General features: G+C 69.3%; 15 protein-coding genes and 1 tRNA gene. 9 read left to right on the top strand and 7 right to left on the bottom strand.

All coding sequences use genetic code 11. The features are described 5' to 3' along the window. Window positions 1-1,096: 1,096 nt before the first annotated feature. A complete protein-coding gene (locus IG98_RS0131475; protein ID WP_030920439.1) occupies window positions 1,097-2,866 on the bottom strand; it encodes an asparagine synthase-related protein in 1,770 nt (589 codons plus the stop codon). A 284-nt stretch (window positions 2,867-3,150) separates the two neighbouring features. Here IG98_RS0131475 and IG98_RS0131465 point away from each other — a divergent pair, with 284 nt between their 5' ends. Continuing rightward, on the top strand, window positions 3,151-4,659 hold the full coding sequence (locus IG98_RS0131465) for a vWA domain-containing protein (protein WP_030920436.1): 1,509 nt from the start codon (window positions 3,151-3,153) through the stop codon (window positions 4,657-4,659). Window positions 4,660-4,797: 138 nt separating this feature from the next. Then, window positions 4,798-4,870, top strand: a tRNA-Ala gene (locus IG98_RS0131460). Between the two features lie 58 nt (window positions 4,871-4,928). Here IG98_RS0131460 and IG98_RS0131455 read toward each other — a convergent pair. Beyond that, window positions 4,929-5,321, bottom strand: a complete 393-nt coding sequence (locus IG98_RS0131455; RefSeq protein ID WP_030920433.1) for a DUF3224 domain-containing protein — start codon at window positions 5,319-5,321, stop codon at window positions 4,929-4,931. 113 nt (window positions 5,322-5,434) lie between these two features. Continuing rightward, window positions 5,435-7,171, bottom strand: coding sequence for an ABC transporter family substrate-binding protein (locus IG98_RS0131450; RefSeq protein ID WP_030920430.1), 1,737 nt, complete (start codon window positions 7,169-7,171; stop codon window positions 5,435-5,437). 341 nt (window positions 7,172-7,512) lie between these two features. Between IG98_RS0131450 and IG98_RS0131445 the strand changes: the two genes are divergently transcribed. Beyond that, the gene (locus IG98_RS0131445) at window positions 7,513-8,790 is read left to right on the top strand and encodes an MFS transporter (protein WP_037971718.1); all 1,278 of its coding nucleotides are present in this window, start codon (window positions 7,513-7,515) and stop codon (window positions 8,788-8,790) included. 154 nt (window positions 8,791-8,944) lie between these two features. On the opposite strand, the gene IG98_RS51020 is transcribed toward IG98_RS0131445, so the two are convergent. Continuing rightward, a complete protein-coding gene (locus tag IG98_RS51020) occupies window positions 8,945-9,097 on the bottom strand; it encodes a hypothetical protein (protein WP_157594618.1) in 153 nt (50 codons plus the stop codon). On the opposite strand from IG98_RS51020, the gene IG98_RS0131435 reads away from it, so the two are divergent. The 5 genes from IG98_RS0131435 to IG98_RS45505 all read left to right on the top strand — a co-directional run bounded on the left by IG98_RS0131435 (window position 9,087) and on the right by IG98_RS45505 (window position 15,077). Next, window positions 9,087-9,923: a hypothetical protein gene (locus IG98_RS0131435; RefSeq protein WP_030920424.1), complete on the top strand. Its 837-nt coding sequence runs from the start codon at window positions 9,087-9,089 to the stop codon at window positions 9,921-9,923. The genes IG98_RS51020 and IG98_RS0131435 overlap by 11 nt on opposite strands. Before the next feature lie 229 nt (window positions 9,924-10,152). Then, window positions 10,153-12,162, top strand: a complete 2,010-nt coding sequence (gene ftsH, locus IG98_RS0131430) for an ATP-dependent zinc metalloprotease FtsH (RefSeq protein ID WP_084195786.1) — start codon at window positions 10,153-10,155, stop codon at window positions 12,160-12,162. Window positions 12,163-12,275: 113 nt separating this feature from the next. After that, complete coding sequence (locus tag IG98_RS0131425) at window positions 12,276-12,869, top strand: Maf family protein (protein ID WP_030920418.1); 594 nt, start codon at window positions 12,276-12,278, stop codon at window positions 12,867-12,869. A gap of 64 nt (window positions 12,870-12,933) precedes the next feature. Further along, window positions 12,934-13,707 (top strand): EI24 domain-containing protein, encoded by a 774-nt coding sequence (locus IG98_RS0131420; RefSeq protein ID WP_030920415.1) that lies wholly within the window; start codon window positions 12,934-12,936, stop codon window positions 13,705-13,707. A gap of 188 nt (window positions 13,708-13,895) precedes the next feature. Beyond that, the gene (locus tag IG98_RS45505) at window positions 13,896-15,077 is read left to right on the top strand and encodes a DUF4192 domain-containing protein (protein ID WP_051753215.1); all 1,182 of its coding nucleotides are present in this window, start codon (window positions 13,896-13,898) and stop codon (window positions 15,075-15,077) included. On the opposite strand, the gene IG98_RS0131410 is transcribed toward IG98_RS45505, so the two are convergent. Next, complete coding sequence (locus tag IG98_RS0131410) at window positions 15,044-15,382, bottom strand: hypothetical protein (protein WP_030920408.1); 339 nt, start codon at window positions 15,380-15,382, stop codon at window positions 15,044-15,046. The two genes, IG98_RS45505 and IG98_RS0131410, sit on opposite strands and share 34 nt — an antisense overlap. Before the next feature lie 193 nt (window positions 15,383-15,575). On the opposite strand from IG98_RS0131410, the gene IG98_RS0131405 reads away from it, so the two are divergent. Next, on the top strand, window positions 15,576-16,169 hold the full coding sequence (locus IG98_RS0131405) for a DUF1707 and DUF4870 domain-containing protein (RefSeq protein ID WP_245651794.1): 594 nt from the start codon (window positions 15,576-15,578) through the stop codon (window positions 16,167-16,169). 21 nt (window positions 16,170-16,190) lie between these two features. Here IG98_RS0131405 and IG98_RS0131400 read toward each other — a convergent pair whose 3' ends face one another. Further along, on the bottom strand, window positions 16,191-17,717 hold the full coding sequence (locus IG98_RS0131400; protein ID WP_030920401.1) for an ATP-dependent DNA ligase: 1,527 nt from the start codon (window positions 17,715-17,717) through the stop codon (window positions 16,191-16,193). Between the two features lie 201 nt (window positions 17,718-17,918). Next, window positions 17,919-18,293: an FKBP-type peptidyl-prolyl cis-trans isomerase gene (locus IG98_RS0131395; RefSeq protein WP_030920398.1), complete on the bottom strand. Its 375-nt coding sequence runs from the start codon at window positions 18,291-18,293 to the stop codon at window positions 17,919-17,921. Between the last annotated feature and the right edge of the window lie 338 nt (window positions 18,294-18,631).

The raw sequence follows: 18,631 nt of genomic DNA, 5'->3' as shown, positions 1-18,631 counted from the left end.
CCTGCCGGTCCTGCGGGGCCCTCAGGTCCGGTCGCGCCCACGGGGCCTCGGGGCCCCACTGGGCCTCTGGGCCCTGCGGGTCCAGCAGGACCCTGGACTCCATCGGGAATCCGGCACAGGAAGTTTGGCAGGCCCAGCCACCTGCACAGCGGGATATAAGCCGAACTGTCCGAGGTCGGCTGCGGCTGCAATGCGCCCTGGATGATTGCCTTGGTGCTGGAGAGGTCGTGGGCGCTAACTGTTCCGGGGACGGAGATGAAGCTCGTGCAAATAGTGGAAATCGCCAGAAGACAGGGGTCAACCTGCGTTCCCCTGGCAGATTCGATTCTCTCGGGACGAGCCTGCGCCGAAGTTGAAAGTTGCGAATCGGCTGAAACTGGGACAGGGGAGTGCAGTAGAAGGACGGCCCCGGCGAGCGCGCCGCCCGCAAGGGTCCGTTTCATGAAAATAGACACGTGCGTTGTCTCTCCCGTTGCATTCTATGAAAACACTGTGCGGCCATTCTTTGGACGCTCGGGAAGCGGCGAGAGAAGTGTCGATCCAATTAGGTGTGGAAGCTTGATGAGGGGTGCGCGTTTCTTTGCTCGCGGTAAATTTGAATCGCCACACAAAAGCCTAATATCCTTGTCGTGGCAATTAATTGGATAAGTGAATTATATTCACTTAAGTCGGATAATGGGCTGGTCGAACAGTGATTGAGGGCCGGTCTCAGCGCCGTCCGGCACCGGCTGTGGGCCGAGGCCGGAGCCGTCGTCGTCACCGCTGAGAACGCCTGCTCGCGGAACACGCTCCACGTCGGGAAGCACTCATCGAACACGATCTTCGTGCGTCGTGCGCGTAACGTTGCGTGATGCGTACGGCCGGGAGGTTCCCGGCCCGAACGGGGCGAAGTTTTCGCGACTACCCGGTGGAGGCGGAAGGCGGATGGGCGACACCGGGGTGCAAAACGCCCTGCGGTAGGCGGAGGGAGAGATGCGCATCGCCCGGGTGAAGTGGTGCCGGAAGGTCGCCGTGATCTCTTCTACTCATGCCGCTGTCGGGCCCGGCCACGGAGTCGGCAAGGGGCGGACCTCCCGGCTTCGACCCTGGAGGTAGGTCAGGACGGGATGGGGATGTGGATCCTGGGCAGGCCCTCGGGTTCCTTGCCGGGATAGTCTCCACCCAGCATGGTGGCCACTGTGTAGAGATGCCAGGCCTGGTTGGGCTTTTTGAGGACGGGTTCGGCGAACAGCGCACGAACCTCGTCGGGGTTGACGATGGGCGTCAGCAGGTCGAGGCGGCCCAGGACGTGGTCCCGGATCAGGCCGGTCAGCTCCGTGCCGGGGCTGGTCCGCCAGTTCCAGCCACCGCCGCCGGTTTTCGGCGCGGTCAGCACCTGCGGCCTGCGCTGCCAGGGGTAGTACCGTCTCCCGGCGGTGAATCGCCACGGCTTGCCCTCGATCGGGATGTCCCTGAGCGACGGGGCCAGGATGCCGAGGAGGTCGTAGATGACCTCCTCCGACAGTCGCCAGTTCTGGTCGAGACCCAATGCGGCGCGGACCACTCGGTTGTCGAGGAAGGGCCAGATCTGGTCGCCCCGGCGCAGCGAGCCCGCCCGCGCCCCCGCGTGCCAGCGGCCGACCTTGTAGGAGATGTACATGTGGTCGAGCGCCTCCAGCGGAGCTCGCTCTCGCCACGGTCCGGCCAGCTCGCGGGCGTGCTCGTTGGCCGCCTCGCTGAACAGCGCCGGATCTCGCAGGAAGGTCACGTCCACCCGGCGGCGCAGCGCTTTCTCCGCCAGGTCGGTCTGGAGCAGCAGCAGGCCGCCGGCTCGCAGGATCTCGCCGCTCTGCCCGGACATGGTCGGCTTGGCGCTGTAGGGGAGGTAACCGACGACCGACTCGTACGCCGATGTCATGCCCTCACAGGCGCGCAGCGTCTCGTAGGCCCGCGCGAGCGGATGCTCGACGACGATCGCGTCCTTCTTCTCGGCGCGGGCCGGGGGGATGACGGTGTGCTCGACGCGGAGCGCCTGGGCGACGCGCCCGGCGAGGATCACATCGGGATGGGTGTCCAGGCCGTTGGTGGTCGCGCGCAGCGGGATGCCGGCCGCGTGCAGCACCGCGGCGATCAGACGGCTGTCTCTGCCACCGGTGAGCGCGAGGTTCACCGGTTCTCCCGCCGCGCGCAGCGGTTCCACGGTGGCCAGCAGCGCTTCGGCCAGCTCTCCGACGAGCTCCTTCTTCCGCCTGCGCGACTCCGGTGCCGGCACGGCGGTCGGGAGCGGGGTCGTGGTGATCGTACGGGCGCCGTCCCTGACGGTCACCGACGAGGACGGCGGTAGCGCGCTCACCCCGAGGTAGGGCGTCTCGTCGGACAGGAAGTATCCCTGCCGGACCATCGACTGCAGCGCGAGCACGTCCCAGTCGACGCGCTCGCCGCAGGCCAGATGGACCAGGAGGGCCCGGCTGCCGATCACGTGCACGTCGGGCGTTTCGGCATAGTAGACCGGGCAGACCCGGTGGATCGCGGTGGCGGCCGACAGTTCGCCCCCGGTGGCCCGGAACACCGAGAAGCACCCGCCGACCGCCGCGCTGTCCAGCGTGGTCATGCCCGCCAGCCGGTTCACGTCGTCCGGTGCGGCCAGGTAACCGTTCACCCCGGTCACCCGGTCGTGCTCGGTCATCAGCGGCGGGGGCCGCCGCGAGTCGTCGGGCTCGTTGGTCCAGGCGAACATGGTGATGCCGGGGCGGTGCCACTCGCGCGACCTGATGACCTCCGGCGGTACGGGGAACGCGCTGTCGATCGCGCTCCTGACACGGTGCAGCATCGCCTCCGGTATCCCGGCTTCCGGATCTTTGGCCGCGAGGCCGAGGTACACGCGCATGACGAAGGATCCTATGTCGCGTTTTTTCAAGATGGCTGGGAGTCCGGCCGGACAGCATGGCCGAGATGCTGTCACATTCCGTCACCCGTACGGCGACCGTGGGCCGCGACGTCTGTGCCGGCCGGCTGGGTCTGCCCGCTCCCTGCGAAAACTTCGATGTGCGGGATCCGGCCTGGAAGCCCTGATCACGTGCCGAGCACGGTTTGCGCTCGCTTGGGTCAAGCTCCCGGCGGGAAGGTGGAAGGAGCCGTCGTAGGGGATGACACGCATCCCTAGGAGGCGACATGAAGTCACGCCCGCTTGCCATTGCCCTCGCCGTGATCGCCCTGCTGTCCGCCGCCTGTGGAGGGCCGTCGGCCGAGAAGGGTGCCGCCGGCCAGCCGATGCCCGAATCCGGCAAGCAGGCCCCGCGGCCCTCCCTCGTGGAAACCGGTGGCCCGGCCACCTCCAGGAGTGAGGACTCCGAGGCCGACGCCGCCAGGCAACGTGACACCACCGCCGAGCAGATCTCCACCTTCGCCCTCGACGTGGACACCGCCTCGTACGGCTACAGCAGGCGGATCATTCAGGAGGGCAGGTTGCCGGAGCCTGGTCAGGTCCGGCCCGAGGAGTTCGTCAACTCCTTCGCGCAGGGCTACCGGGAGCCGGACGATGACGGCTTCACCGTGCACATGGACGGCGCTCGTGCACCGGGGAATGGCACCGCGCTGCTCCGCGTCGGCCTGCAGACCCGCAGGGCGGCAGCGGAGGCCCGGCGCCCGGCGAACCTCACCTTCGTGGTGGACGTATCCGGTTCCATGAGCGAGACCGGCAGGATCGACCTGGTCAGGGAGGCCCTGCACAAGCTCGTCGACCAGCTCGGGCCCGGGGACCAGGTCTCCATCGTGGCCTTCAGCGACCGGGCGGACGTCCTTTTGTCCATGACCCCGGCAACCGACAGGGACCGGCTCCATGCCGCCGTCGAGCGCCTCGCCATAGGACAGTCGACGAACCTGGAGGAGGGGCTGACCAGTGGCTACGCAGAGGCCGCGACGAGCTTCAGGGCGGTGGCGGTCAACCGCGTCATCCTGCTCTCCGACGGACTGGCCAACGTCGGTGACATCACCTGGCAGGGCATCCTCGCCCGGGTCGAGGAGGCCGCGGGCAAGAAGATAACCCTGCTGTGCGTCGGCGTCGGCCGCGACTACGGCGACCAGCTGATGGAGCAGCTGGCCGACAACGGGGACGGTGCCGCGGTCTACGTCAGCTCCGTCGACGACGCGCGCAAGGTCTTCGTCGAGCAGCTCGCCACCAACCTCGACCTGCGCGCCCGCGACGCCAAGGCACAGGTCGTGTTCAACCCCTCGGTCGTGGAGTCGTACCGGCTGATCGGCTACGAGAACCGGCAGCTCGCGACCGAGGACTTCCGTGACGACGCCAAGGACGGCGGCGAGATCGGTCCTGGTCACTCGGTGACCGCTCTGTACGAGGTGCGGCTGCGCGGCGGGGCGTCGGGTCAGCTGGCCACCGCCACCGTACGCTGGCAGGACCCCGACACCCGTGATCCCGCCGAGGCCACCCGCTCCCTCGCGGCCGGTGAGCTGGCGGCCTCGCTCTGGCAGGACTCCACGCCGAGGTTCCAGGTCGACGTGGTGGCCGCTGGCTTCGCCGAGTACCTCCGCGTTCGAGAGGGGATCGCCGGAGCGGACCCCAAGGAGCTCGCCGCCCATGCCACCCGTCTGGCCACGTCCACCGAGGACCCCGCGGTGACCGAGCTCGCCACGCTGATCGAGAAGGCCATGTCGCTACGGTAGGCGCCCGCCCGTGTCGCCCGTGCCCCGAGACGAGCCGGCCCCCATGGCGGCTCGCCTCGGCGGTTACAGGGTGTGGAGTGATTTCCTATACACTGGCGTGGACGCCGGGCCGGGCCCGGCGTCATCGGTTGACACCGAGGGGCTATGGCGCAGCTGGTAGCGCGCCTCCATGGCATGGAGGAGGTCTGGGGTTCGAATCCCCATAGCTCCACTCCTCACGAAGGGCGGCCAGATGGCCGCCCTTCGCTGTTTCCCCGGACGATTCGCTCTCAGTCGAGCTCGTAGTCGAGGTGGAAGGAGTGGTCGCCGTCGTCGTTGACGATCTGCCCCCCGCCCCGGATGCCCAGCAGTTCCCCGGTGCCGGAGTCGGGCAGGATCGTCCAGCTCAGCGCCGACTCCCCGGCGTGTTGCGTGGCCGTATGGTGGAGCACGAAGGTGCCCTTGCGACCGTGCGCGGTGCCGGTGAAGCGCTCGAAGCCCGCGTAGGCCGCCGACGTCTCGACCGGGGCGATCGCGGTGATGATGTCCGTGGTGCTGGTGCCGACCAGGTCGCCGTCGAAGGTCTTGGTGATGTGGACGCGGGAGAGTGTGGCACCTTCGGCCTCGTCGTAGGGATGCGGATCCCAGCTGTCGATGGTGAAGGTTCCGGTGGCACGAGGCATATGTGGGCTCCCTCTGGAGGTTTCGGCTCTTGCGCTCACCCTGACACCCATACCTGTCATCTAATGTCAGATATGGGAATCTCCATCCGTGACCGCGGCGGTGAAGGGATGCCCTAGGAAAGGCGCCATTTGTCCATGTTCCAGGTGATGGTCGACTGTGCGGGGTTCGGGACGACGTTCTGGAGCGTCTCGTCCCACGCGCTGAGGCCCGGATGCTGGAACAGCGGGATGGTGGCCAGGTCGTCCCAGAGCCGCTTCTCGATCTCACCGATGATCGGATCCTGGGCGGCCAGGTCCACGGTCGAGTTCAACTCCTTGATGAGGAGGTCGACCCGCCTGCTGGAGTAGCAGCCGTTGTTGTTGCCCTTGCTGTGGGCGTCGCACTTCTGCGGCGAGGTGAAGCTGGAGGCCCAGCCACTGACCAGGGCCGAACCCGACCAGGCGAACAGCGCCACGTCGTAGCCGTTGGTCGGCATCACGGTGCCCAGGAAATCCTCGGAGCCCTTGTCGACGACCTTGAACCCGGCCTTGTTGCAGGAGTCGATGATGAGCTGCACCGCCGCGGTGCGGCGCGGGTTCGGGGTCTGGTAGCCGATGCTGACCTCCAGCCCCGTCCTGTCGGCGTTCCGCAGCAGTTCCCTGGCCCCCGCGATGTCCTGCCGGGTGTACACGTCGGCGCTGCCGCTGGCGGCCACGACCGCGGCGCTGTTGGCCTGGAACGGAGCCACGGTGCGAACCTGCAGGGGCCTGGCCGCGGGGGCGACGGGCTTGATCAGATGGTCGACGATGAGTTGCCTGGGCACGCATCTGGCGAACGCCTCGCGCAGCCTTCTGTCGCGGAACGGGCTGGAGTGGAAGTTGAAGTCCAGGTGCTCGTAGGTGTACTTGTCGGAGGCGCTCACCTTCACCCCCCGCAGGGACTGCAACTGCTTGAGCACCTCGGGTCCCGGCTGTGGCTCGACGATCTGGACCTCGCGGTTCTGCAGCGCCTGCGCCTGCTCGTCGAGGGTGATGAAACGCTCGACGATCGTCGGAGTCGCGGCGGGGGTGCCCCACCATCTGTCGTTGGCGATGAGGGTCAGCCGCTGCCCGGCGTCCAACTTGGAGAGCTTGTACGGTCCCGAGGAGGGGATCAGCCTGGCCTCGGGCAGCCGGCCCTCGGAGACCCAGCCGTCGTTGAAGAACCTGATGCCCTCGGCGAGTTTCTCCGAGTCGGTGTTCTTGACCGCCGCGATGAAGTCCGCCTCGGACAGGCCGTCCTGCTCGGCGACCACGTGGGCCGGCAGCATCTCGGTCGCGCCGGGGCCGCCGGCCACCCAGTCGGCGAACGGCTTGTCGTAGGCCAGGGTGAACTCCCTGCCGCCCTTCTCACAGTCGGGGACCTCGGTGTCCTGGACGCCGTTGGTGTCGGCGGAGGCGAAGCCCTTGACCTTGCCGGACCGGAAGGCCCACCACAGCATGACGTCGTCGCAGTCGATCGGGGTGCCGTCGGACCAGACCGCCTTGGGGTTGATGGTGTACCTGACACTCAGCGGGTCGTCGGAGATCTTCTCGTAGGTTCCGAAGTCCTTGTCGGGGACGATCGCGCCCTTGTCGCCGTAGAACCAGAAACCTGTGAGCACCCGCTGCAGGGGCGCCGCGTTGCGCGTGGCGTTCTCGGCGGTGGTGTTGTTGTTGTAGGAGTGGAACTCCTGCTCGTACGCGTAGGTGATGGTCTCGGCCGGTTGGCTCGGCTCCGAGCCCGATAACGTCGGGTCATCCGTCGGATCGGTGCTCGCGCAGGCGCCGAGCAGGAGCGAGCCGCACGTCAGCAGTGCCAGGACCCCTGCCGACCTTCGCCTGTGGAACACGGCACCACTCCTTCGATCGCCCGCTCTCCGACCGGTCCCGCGGAGTGCGAGTGCCGTCGCTCCCTCATGGCCGCGCGGGACCGGAGACCGGCCTCGCGTCTCCCCGTGACCATGCCGGATGCGAGACCTCCAGTTGACGAGAATAGAAAAAACGGAACCTTTGAGCGAATTCTCCCAGTATGTGAGATGGCCACTACCGAGTTCCCGGCGTGCCCGCGTACGGAAGGGCGCTCGCACGGGGAAAGGCGGTGGTACTTCGGAGCGAACATGGCCCGATCCTTGTGGATATTGGCACTCGGGCCACTCGCGTGGAGCGTTTCGCCCCCCCGATTATGGGGCGCATGACAACGACTCTTCGGGCGCCCGAACGTAAGCTGCACCGCGCCTGGATCGTGGCGGGAGTCGCGTTCGTGGCCATCCTCGGCGCGGCCGGGTTCCGGGCGACACCCGGCGTGCTGATCACACCGCTCCAGGAGGAGTTCGGCTGGTCCCGGGGCACGATCTCGCTGGCCGTCTCGGTCAACCTCATGCTCTACGGGCTGACCGCGCCCTTCGCGGCAGCGCTCATGGACCGTTTCGGAATGCGCAGGGTCGTGACGTACGCCCTGCTGCTGGTCGCCGCGGGCAGCGGGCTGACCATCCTGATGAACGCCCCCTGGCAGCTCGTCCTGTGCTGGGGTGTCCTGGTCGGCCTCGGCACCGGTTCGATGGCCCTGGTCTTCGCCGCGACCCTCACCGAACGCTGGTTCGTCCGCCACCGCGGCCTCGTCACCGGTGTGCTCACCGCGGGCGGTGCCACCGGGCAACTCGTCTTCCTGCCCGTCCTCGCGCACCTGGCGGCCGACAGCGGCTGGCGGTCGGCCGCCGTCACGGTCGCCGTCGCGGCTCTGGCCGTGGTCCCCCTGGTCTGGTTCCTGCTGCGTGACCGGCCTGAGGACGTGGGCACCACGGCCCTGGGCGCCGACCCCACCGCACCCCCGGCCATGCGGCCCGCGCGGACCGGTGGCGCCGCCTCGCGGGCTCTCGGCGTGCTGCGGAGCGCCGCGCGTACGCGCCCCTTCTGGTTGCTCGCAGGGGGGTTCGCGATCTGCGGGATGAGCACCAACGGCCTGGTGGGCACCCATTTCATCCCCGCCGCCCACGACCACGGCATGGCCGAGCCGGTCGCCGCCGGGCTGCTCGCGCTGGTCGGGATCTTCGACGTGGTCGGCACCGTGGCGTCCGGGTGGCTGAGCGACAAGATCGACTCGCGCGTCCTCCTCGGCGCCTACTACGGGCTGCGGGGCCTGTCGTTGATGGCCCTGCCAAGCCTGTTCGGGGCCACCGCCGAGCCCAGCATGCTGGTCTTCATCATCTTCTACGGCCTCGACTGGGTGGCCACGGTCCCGCCGACCGTCGCTCTGTGCCGCCAGATCTACGGTCCCGACGGGGCCGTGGTGTTCGGCTGGGTCTTCGCCTCCCACCAGGTCGGCGCGGCGATCGCCGCGGCCGCCGCGGGAGTCACCCGTGACCACTTCGGCGCCTACGATCTCGCCTGGTACACCGCGGGGTCGCTCTGCTTCGCCGCCGCGCTCATGTCGGTGGTCATCACCAGGAAGCAGGCGTCCTTGAAGGTCTGACCTCCGCCCTTTCCCGAAGGGACGGGCGGCCAGGCCACGGCCACCGGGCGGACCGGTGCGGAAGGTACTCGTTCCCGAAGTGTGATGGGGATCCCGCACGAGAAAACCGGATTTGTCGTACGCTCCCGATCGTGCTCGATGGGTTGGGTGGGACTCAGGGGACCCGGGAGACGGGTCCCGCGCCGACATACGTGACCGCCGAGGCGGAGACGTCGGAGTTGCCGAAGATCGTGGTGGAGAGCCCCCCGAAACCATCGGACTCACCGGTGAAGCGGTCCCGTATCGGCGACCTGCCGATGCGAGTCATCTACCGCATCCTGGCCGTGGGCGTCGCACTGGTCCTGGCCGCCGTCGCGGCCGTGGTCGGTTTCGTCTCCTCGGGCTCCTCAGATCAACCGGGCGGGGGAAAGACGGGGCAGATCGCCGCGCCATCTGCCGCGCCACCCTCGCCCGGTCCAGGCTCGCCGGAGCCGTCCGCTCCGGTGTCGGCCTCGGCGTCGGAGCAGGCGTCCCCGTCGGAGAGTCCTGCCGAGACGACCGCCCCGTCCTCCTCGTCCGAGGACTGGGAGTCGGCACCCGACCGCAGCGCCGTCATCGCGGCCCTCGCCGACCCCCGGGTGCCCGAACTGCCGCGTGACAAGCGGCTCGGCCGGCTCCCCGGCAAGGCGTACAAGAGCAAGCGCCGCGTCGAGGACGACAGGTCGGGGGTGTCGCTGATCCGTTTCGGCAAGCCCTGGAAGGTCTTCGGCGCGTCGCCGTTCTCCACCAGGCAGGTGCTGCCCAAGGTGAAGGGGATCGCTCACCGGGCGATGCTCGTGAGCTGCCCGGTGCCGATCCTGGTACAGCGGAAGGCGAAGGACACCGCGCTGCTGGCGGCCCGGTGGACACTCAACCACCACCCCAAGGGCAGCAGGATCGCGTGGGTCGCCTCGCAGCCGATCAAGGACGGCTGGCTGCTCGCCTACCGGGTGAAGTACAAGATCAAGAAAAAGACGCGCTCCTCCATGGCCGCCGTCGCCGTGGTCGAGGCTCCCGGCGCCAAGCCCGCGATGCTCTTCGTGACGATCCCCGACACCCAGAGCAAGCGCTGGCGCGATATCAACACCGCGATCTCCTCCCTCAGGTTGAAGTAAGCCTCATCTGGGCAGGAATCGCCATATCTATGTGATCTGGTGAAACTCGGGGGAATTTCACGGCAGGCCGCTCCATCGCCACACGTGACGGCCTCCCATCCGCTCGCCGGGCGCGAGGTTCCGGGTTCGGGGCGCAGGCGAAGGACGGCCTCGGTTCGAGAGCCCGGACCGAGCCGGGTGTCCTGGGTATCCGTCCAGGCAGGCTCCCCCAGCCGTCGAGGGGGAAGTCTTGAAGCGACCGGCGTCTCGGGAGCGTAAGGGGCCTGAACAGGACACGGCCGACAAGGAGCGCGGATCCAAGCCCTGGCGGTCCGAGGGCCTGCCCGACGGGCCGCCCACCCCGCAGAGCCCGAGGATCAACTGGGTGCGTTTCCTGGTGACCATGTTCATCGTCTACGCGGGCTTCTTCGTCGTCTCCTCGTTCTTCGGCGAGGTCACCGAGCCGATCTCCTACACCCAGTTCACCGATCAGGTGCGGGCGGGGAACGTCAAGGACATATACGCCACCGGCACCTCGATCCAGGGCAGCCTCAAAAAACCCGCCCGCGACCCCGACAGCGGCAACGCCGAGTACGACAAGTTCTCCACCGAGATACCGGTCTTCGCCGACCAGGCCGCCCTCTACCGGCAGCTCACCGCGACGGGCGTGAACATCAAGGCCGAGCCCGTCGGCGGCCGGAGTTTCCTGTCCAACCTGCTGCTCTCCCTGCTGCTGGCGGGCCTGTGGATCTGGTTCATACGGCGCTCGGCGTCCGCGATGGGCGAAGGGATGGGCGGCCTCGGCGGGCTCGGTGGTCTCGGCAGGTCGAAGGCTGCCAAGCCGGTGGAACCGGCCAAGGTCCGGGTCGACTTCGACGACGTCGCGGGCATCGACGAGGTCGAGAACGAGGTGGCCGAGGTGGTCGACTACCTCAGGGACCCCGACAAGTACCGGAGGCTGGGGGCGAAGCTGCCCAAGGGGGTGCTGCTCACCGGGCCACCGGGCACCGGCAAGACACTCCTGGCCCGCGCCGTGGCGGGCGAGGCGGACGTGCCCTTCTTCTCGGCGAGTGCCTCGGAGTTCATCGAGATGATCGTGGGGGTCGGTGCCTCGCGGGTACGCGAGCTGTTCGACGAGGCCCGCAAGGTCGCGCCGTCGATCATCTTCATCGACGAGATCGACGCGATCGGCAGGGTCCGCGGCGGCAGCACCATCGGCGGCCACGACGAGCGCGAGCAGACTCTCAACCAGATCCTCACCGAGATGGACGGCTTCACCGGCTCCGAGGGCGTCATCGTGATCGCCGCCTCCAACCGGGCGGAGGTCCTCGACCCGGCGCTGCTCCGTCCCGGCCGGTTCGACCGCACCGTCGTGGTGTCGGTGCCGGATGTCGAGGGGCGGCTGGCGATCCTCCGGGTCCACAGCAGGGGCGTGCCGCTCGCCGACGACGTGGACCTGGAACGGCTGGCCAGGACCACCCCCGGCATGACGGGTGCCGACCTGGCCAACCTGGTCAACGAGGCGGCGCTGCTCGCCGCCAAGCGCGGCCACGACAAGGTGCGCGCCCCCGACTTCGCCGACGCGCTGGAGAAGATCCTGCTCGGCGCGGCCCGCGCCGTCGTGATCCCGCAGGAAGAGCGCAGACGCACCGCCTACCACGAGGCCGGCCACGCGCTCCTCGGGATGCTCCAGCCCGGCGCCGACCCGGTCAGGAAGGTGTCGATCATCCCGCGCGGGCGGGCGCTCGGTGTCACGCTCTCCACGCCCGACACCGACAAGTACGCCTACGATGAGAAGTACCTGCGCGACCGGATCGTCGGTGCCCTCGGAGGCATGGCGGCGGAGCAGGTCGTCTACGGGGTGATCACCACCGGCTCGGAGAACGACCTGGAGCAGGTCACCGTGATCGCCCGCGGCATGGTCGGCCGCTGGGGCATGTCCTCCAGGATCGGCCCGCTGAGCGTGCTGCCCGGCACCGCTGACGGCCAGCCCGCCGCCGCCCCCGACACCCTCGCCGCGGTGGACCAGGAGGTCCGGCACATCGTGGACGAGTGCTATGAGGTCGCCCTGGCGGTCCTGGCGGAGAACCGTGAGCGCCTGGACGGCATCGTCGCGGCCCTGCTGGAGCACGAGACCCTCGGTGAGGCGGAGGCGTACGCCGCCGCGGGCCTTTCGCAGGGCGCCGCCCCCGAACCTCCCTCTCTGGGGCCTCCCCCGCTGGGGCCGCCCCCGCGACTCCCGCCCTCGCCCCGCGCCTGACCCGCGAGCCGTCGCCTGAGCCCGCTGCTCACTGCCTTCGGCCGGACGCCCGGCCTGCGGAGGCCTCCGCCCGCGGCGAGGGGACGGCCGGAGCCGCGCTAGGCTCGATCGGCGTGACCCAGATCGTCCTCGCCTCCGCGTCCCCCGCCCGCCTCGCCCTGCTCCGCAGCGCCGGACTCGATCCTAAAGTGATCGTCAGCGGTGTGGACGAGGAGGCCGTCACCGCCGACAGTCCGAGCGAACTCTGCCTCGCACTGGCCCGCGCGAAGGCGGCTGTGGTGGCCGAGGGCCTGACCGACGGTCTGGTCATCGGCTGCGACTCGGTGCTGGAGCTCGACGGCCGGGCCTACGGCAAGCCGTCCTCTCCTGCGGAGGCGGTCGCCCGCTGGCGGGGCATGCGCGGCCGAGAGGGACGTCTGCTCACCGGCCACTGCGTGATCGACGCCGCGGACGGGCGCGAGGTGGCGGAGGTGGGCGCGACGGTCGTGCGTTTCGGCACCGCCACCGACGACGAGATCGCCGCCTACGTCGCCACCGGTGAGCCTCTCCAGGTGGCCGGGGCCTTCACCCTGGACGGCCGCGGCGGCTGGTTCGTCGACGGCATCGACGGCGACCACGGCAACGTCCTGGGCATCTCCCTGCCCCTGCTCCGCCGCCTCCTCGCCGCCCTCGGTGTCTCCGTACCCGGCCTCTGGCAGCGCGCCTGACCCATGCCCGGCGGGCCGACCAGGAGCAGTCCCGGTTGACGTCCGATCCCGATAATCTTCCGCCATGGGTCATTTCCGCTCCTTTCTGGACGGCATCGGGTTCTTCTTCCAGGGACTGCGCTGGGTCGCGCGATATCCGCGCTGGTGGCTGTTCGGGCTGATCCCGGCGCTGATCGCGTTCGTCCTCTACGCGGTCGGCCTCTACTTCTTCGGCAAGAACGCGCTGGACATCGCCGCGTGGGGCACGCCGTTCGCCGACGGATGGGGTGAGGGGGCACGGACCGCGCTGCGCGCGCTGGTCGGGCTGCTGCTCTTCGGCGCGGGGCTGCTCCTGGCCGTGGTGACCTTCACGGCGGTCACCCTCACCCTGGGCGACCCCTTCTACGAGAAGCTCTCCGAGAAGGTGGAGGAAACCTACGGGGAGGTGCCGACAGGGTACGAACTGCCACTGTGGAAGTCGATCCCCAGATCCATCAGGGACAGCCTGGTCACCCTCGGCTGGCTGTTGCTGTTCACGATCCCGCTGTTCTTCCTCGGCTTCGTACCGGTGGTCGGGCAGACGGTGGTTCCGGTCCTGGGCGCCCTGGTCTCGGGTTTCTTCCTCACGATCGAGCTGACCGCACTGGCCCTGGAGCGCAGGGGACTGGTGCGTAAGAGCCGTTTCGGCCTGCTCCGCGCGAACAAGGCTCCCACGCTCGGCTTCGGGGTGCTGCTCTTCCTGCTCTTCCTCGTCCCGTTCGTCGCGATCATCGCGATGCCTCCCGCCGTGGCCGGTGCGGCCATCATGGTCCGCACCCGCCTGGCCCCGCCCCTCCTGTCGGCGGAGCGGGCGAGATGAGAGGCGCCTGAGGGAGCACCCGGCCTCAGCGCCTCGCTCCGGGGGCCGGCTGATCGCGTCAAGGGCGACGGTGGTGAGGGAACGGACCGGTGATCGGGGCCGGCCCGGCTGTGGAGGGCCGCACGTTCCGTCCACAGAAAGGAGTTCGGGCCGAAAGGCACGGGAGCGGGTCCGGGAGGCTTCCGGCCATGACAACAGAGAGCCCGGACTCGCCCGAGTCCCCGTTTCCGCCCGTTTCCCAGCCCCGGCTCCTGCTCGGCTCCACCGAGGACGTCCTGGGCGCGGTCCCCTACCTGCTGGGCTTCCATCCCGCGGAGAGCCTGGTCGTCATCGGCCTCACGGGCGGTCTGCCCAGGAGCAGGCTGCACCTGACCGTCCGATGGGACCTGCCCCTGGCATCCGGCGGTCTCGGCGACATCGTTCCGCTCTTCCGGAAGGAGGACGTCACGCAGGTCGTCATGGTCGGCTACGGTCCGGGCCAGCTGGTGACCCCGGCCATCGACGAGGCCGGTGCACTGTTCCGCGGGGGCGGTCTCACCGTCGTCGACGCGCTCCGGGTGGAGGACGGTCGTTACTGGTCGTACGGCTGCTCACGGACGGACTGCTGTCCCGTCGAAGGGGTGCCGTACGAGCGGCGGGCCACCGTCGTCGCGGCCGAGGCGATCCTGCACGGACTGGTCGCGTGGCCGGACAGGCAGGCGCTGGAGCGCTCACTCGACCCGGTCACCGGGTCCGCGCGGGTGGCCATGCGTGCGGCGACGGGCCGCCTCATGGAGGAGTTGAGCGGCAGGCTCACCGGATGTCGTGACGCCGACGAGCTCGCGGTGGAGTTCGTCGCGGAGGGAGTGACCAGGGTCCGTGAGGCGATCGCCACCTGCGCCTCGGGCAGCCGGCTCGACGACGATCAGGCGGCCAGGCTGGGGCTCGACCTGGCGGTGATCAGAATTCGGGACGAGGCGTGGGCGCTGGTCACCGACGACGGTCATGACGCGCATCTCAAGCTCTGGCACGACCTCACCCGGAGACTGGAGCCGAGGTTCGTGCCCCCGGCCGCCTCGCTGCTCGGCCTGGTCGCCTGGCGGCGGGGCGACTCCGCACTGGCGGGCGTCGCCCTCACCCGGGCGCTTGAGGCCGATCCCGGCTACTCGATGGCTCACCTGCTCATGCACGCGATCCACCACCTGGTCCCGCCACACGCCCTCAACGACAGGATGCCCAGCCCCGAGGAGTTGGATCAGGAGATGGGCAGCCCCAAGATGGCCTGGCTGCTTCCGATGGCCGCGTTGCTGGAAGAACCCGGTGGCCCCGCGCACGATGCGACCACCGGGTTCCTGGCTCAGCTCTCCGCGCGCTTCTGGCGCTCGTTGTAGGCCCTCATCCGGGGGGGATAGCCGGTCAGTTGCACGTCGTAGACGGGCAGGGCCAGGTCGCGGGCCACCTTACGAATCACCGCGGGGGAGCCGACCCGGCGCCGGGTCCATTCGCCGTCGTCGGCGACGGCCATCGCCGTGGTGTCGGTCGCGAATGTCTCCGGCTCGACGTAGAACTCCACGCCCCGGCGTGACTTCGCGAAGGCGATGAGCGTCTCGATGTCGGCATCGGTGGCGTCGCGGTCGAACTTGGCGATTTTCGGCCCGCGCTTACGCCTCAACCCGTAGCGATCTCGCCATCTCATGTCTCTTTGTATACCTCTCCTGCTCGATCCGCGGTGGAAGGCCAAGGGTCGGTTTCAGGGGCCTATAGGGGTTCATCCTGATATACGGGGCCGACAATCTGGACGAGCATTGAGGTCGAAGAGGCGACGAAAGGGTATCGGTCTCATGGCAGGCACAACGGCATCGGCGAGTCAGTGGCACGGGGGAGTGCCGGTGGGCGGTCCTGGGCCCGGTTACGCGGAGATCCGGGTCAGCAACCAGGATCGTGAGCGGGTGGTCGAGCACGTCCAGGCCGCCTATGCGGAGGGAAGGCTCGACAAAGTCGAGTTCGACGACAGGCTGGAGCGGGCGATGACGGCCCGCGTGCACGGTGACCTCATGCCGATCATGACCGAGCTGTACGGTACGCAGCCGGTCCGGCCCGTGTTCCAGCCGCCGGTCACACCCCGGGCGGCGTACGGCCACCGCGGGCACCTCGGCAGGCGGGGCGGCGACACCGGAGCGGAGCGTCTGGGCGCGGCGGCGGCGCACATGCTCCCGCTGGCCGGCCTGCCCATCCTTGGCCCGCTGGTCCTGATGCTCACCGCGGGCAAGACCTCGCCCTACATCCGGGCACACGCGGTGGAGGCTCTCAACTTCCAGCTGACGCTGATCGCGGCCACCATCGTGTTGGCGATCACGGTGGTGGGCGTCGTCCTGACGCCGCTGCTCTGGATCGGTGGCGTGGTGCTGTCCGTCATCGGCGGCGTCGCGGCGATGGGCGACGGAGACTTCCGCTACCCCCTCACGCTGCGCCTCGTGAAGTGACCCGGTGAAGTCCGGGAGGCGTCAGAGCATGAGGGAACGGACCATGTCGACGGTGTCGGCCTGGTCCGCCGTCTTGTCGGGGCGGTAGCGGATGACCCTGGCGAAGCGCAGAGCCATGCCGCCGGGGTAGCGGCTCGACCGCTGCACGCCGTCGAAGGCGATCTCGACGACCAGTTCGGGGCGGACGGTGACCGTCCAGCCGTCGGTGGGGCCCTCGGCGATGCCGAGGAAACGGTCGGTCTGCCAGGCGAGCAGTTCGTCGGTCAGGCCCTTGAAGGTCTTGCCAAGCATGACGAACCCGCCACTTCGCGGGTCGCGGGCGCCCAGATGCAGGTTGGAGAGCCTGCCCTCGCGGCGGCCATGGCCCCATTCGGCGGCCAGGACGACGAGGTCGAGCGTGTGCCGGGGCTTCACCTTGATCCAGCCGGCTCCGCGCCTTCCGGCGGCGTAGGGCGTCAGGAGCGACTTGACCACCACGCCCTCGTGACCGCCCCTGATCGCGTCCTTGAAGAACGCCTCGCCGTCCGCGATGTCGCCGGTGACAAGGCGCGGGGTCAACAGCTCCGGGGGTACGGCCGCGGCCAGGGCCGCGTGACGGTCCGCGCCCGGCAGGTCGAGCAGGTCGGCGCCGTCGACCCGCAGCGCGTCGAAGAAGAAGACGCTCAAGGGGGTCTTCTCCCGCGCGCGCGGCACGTCGGTGCGGCTGGACACGCGGCCGGAGGTGACCTGGAAGGGTTCGGGGCGGCCGTCGGGGCGCAGCGCGATGACCTCGCCGTCGAGAACCAGGTCGCTGGAGGGCAGCGCGCTCACCGCCTCGACCAGTTCCGGCACCTGAGTGGTGATGTCGTCGAGGGCGCGGGTGAAGACGGACACCCGGTCGCCGGAGCGATGTGCCTGAACCCTGACCCCGTCGAGCTTCCACTCGACGGCGACCGGGCCGCCGAGCTTGCCGAACGCGGTCGCGACGGAGATGGCGCTCTGGGCCAGCATCGGCGACACCGGCCGGCAGACCTCCAGGTGAAAGGCGCGTAGCGCCTCGACCCCGCCCGCCAGGGCGGCGGCACCGACGGCGGGAAGCCAGCCGCGAAGCGTCAGCGCCCGCCTGACCTCGGCGGCCGGCACCCCGGCCGCCTTCGCCACGGCCTCGATCATCACCCCTTCGAGCGCGCCCTGGCGTAGCTCTCCCCTGAGCAGGCGTGACAGGAAGACCTGTTCCTGGCGGGTGAGGGCGCCGAACAGCTCGGCGACGAGCGCTCTGCGTGCGCTCTGCGAGCCGGGACCGGCCAGGGACTTGACGCGGTCGAGGAGGTCGTGGACCTCGCGCAGGGTGGCGGTGGCGGCCAGCCGGGGCTCGGGCGGATCCTGCAGGCTCGTCCAGCCCACGCCGACGTTGCGTTGCGGCAGCTCTCCGGAGAGGTAGGCGATGGCGATCTCCGCCTCGTCCGGCTCGACCCGGCCGAGCAACTCCGCGAGATGCGCGGTCTTCGCCAGCCGGGCGGAGCCGGCGGCCACGGCCGCCGAGGTGCGCGCGAGATCGATCAACAACACAGTGGCCAGCCTAAGAGCTGTGAGCGACATTTCGGTGACAGGGGGGCCTGCTTTTCACCGGAATCGCAGCGTGGGGCCCTGTGGTCCACGATGGCGAGGAGCTGTCCCCGAAAGCATGCGCGAGAGCGGGGTGGGCGGACCGCCCCCGTCACCGAAGAACTCCGGTGACGGGGGCGGTCCGCCCACCGACGCTGTTCCGTCTCAGCTCACGCCGAGCAGGTCCACGACGAAGATGAGCGTCTCGCCCGGCTTGATGCGGTTACCCGCACCGGCGTCGCCGTAGCCGAGGTGCGGCGGGATGGTGAGACGGCGACGGCCGCCGACCTTCATGCCCGCGACGCCCTGGTCCCAGCCCGCGATGACCCGGCCCCCGCCCAGCGGGAACTGGAAGGCGTCGCCGCGGTTCCATGACGCGTCGAACTCCTCGCCCGTCGAGAAGGCCACACCGACATAGTGCACGGTGACCTGGTGCCCCGGCTTGGCCTCCGGGCCGTCCCCTACGACGATGTCGACGATCTCCAGCTCCGAGGGCGGGGCGCCTTCCGGAAAGTCGATCTCCGGCTTCTCCAGTGCCACGTGGTTCTCCTTGGTTGGATACGCGCCGGTCGATTTCCGACCGGCCGGACGACTCTACGGGGTCCGGCGCCGCCGCGAGAGCCACGGGGACGGGACGGCTCCCGCGTCGCCCTCCGGGAAAGGGCCGTGGAGCGGGTGGGGAGACGAGGCGCACGGGATTCGCCACCGGAGTGACGGCGCGTGGGCATGGCGCGACGAGTCGTCGGGCCACCTGGTAGGCGGACGACGGCATCCACGCCGCGGGTGGCCGACGACGGGTGGAGCCCTGCTGAGAGTCGCTGGGGAGCGCTCTCTGGTTGAGAGAGTGACCCGGCTCGCGAGGAGTGTCAAGGGTGCGG

The organism is Streptosporangium amethystogenes (assembly GCF_000721075.1).
GTDB lineage: Bacteria > Actinomycetota > Actinomycetes > Streptosporangiales > Streptosporangiaceae > Streptosporangium > Streptosporangium amethystogenes.
Note: the sequence above shows the minus strand (reverse complement) of the source record. Positions and strands in the feature narration are given on the sequence as shown.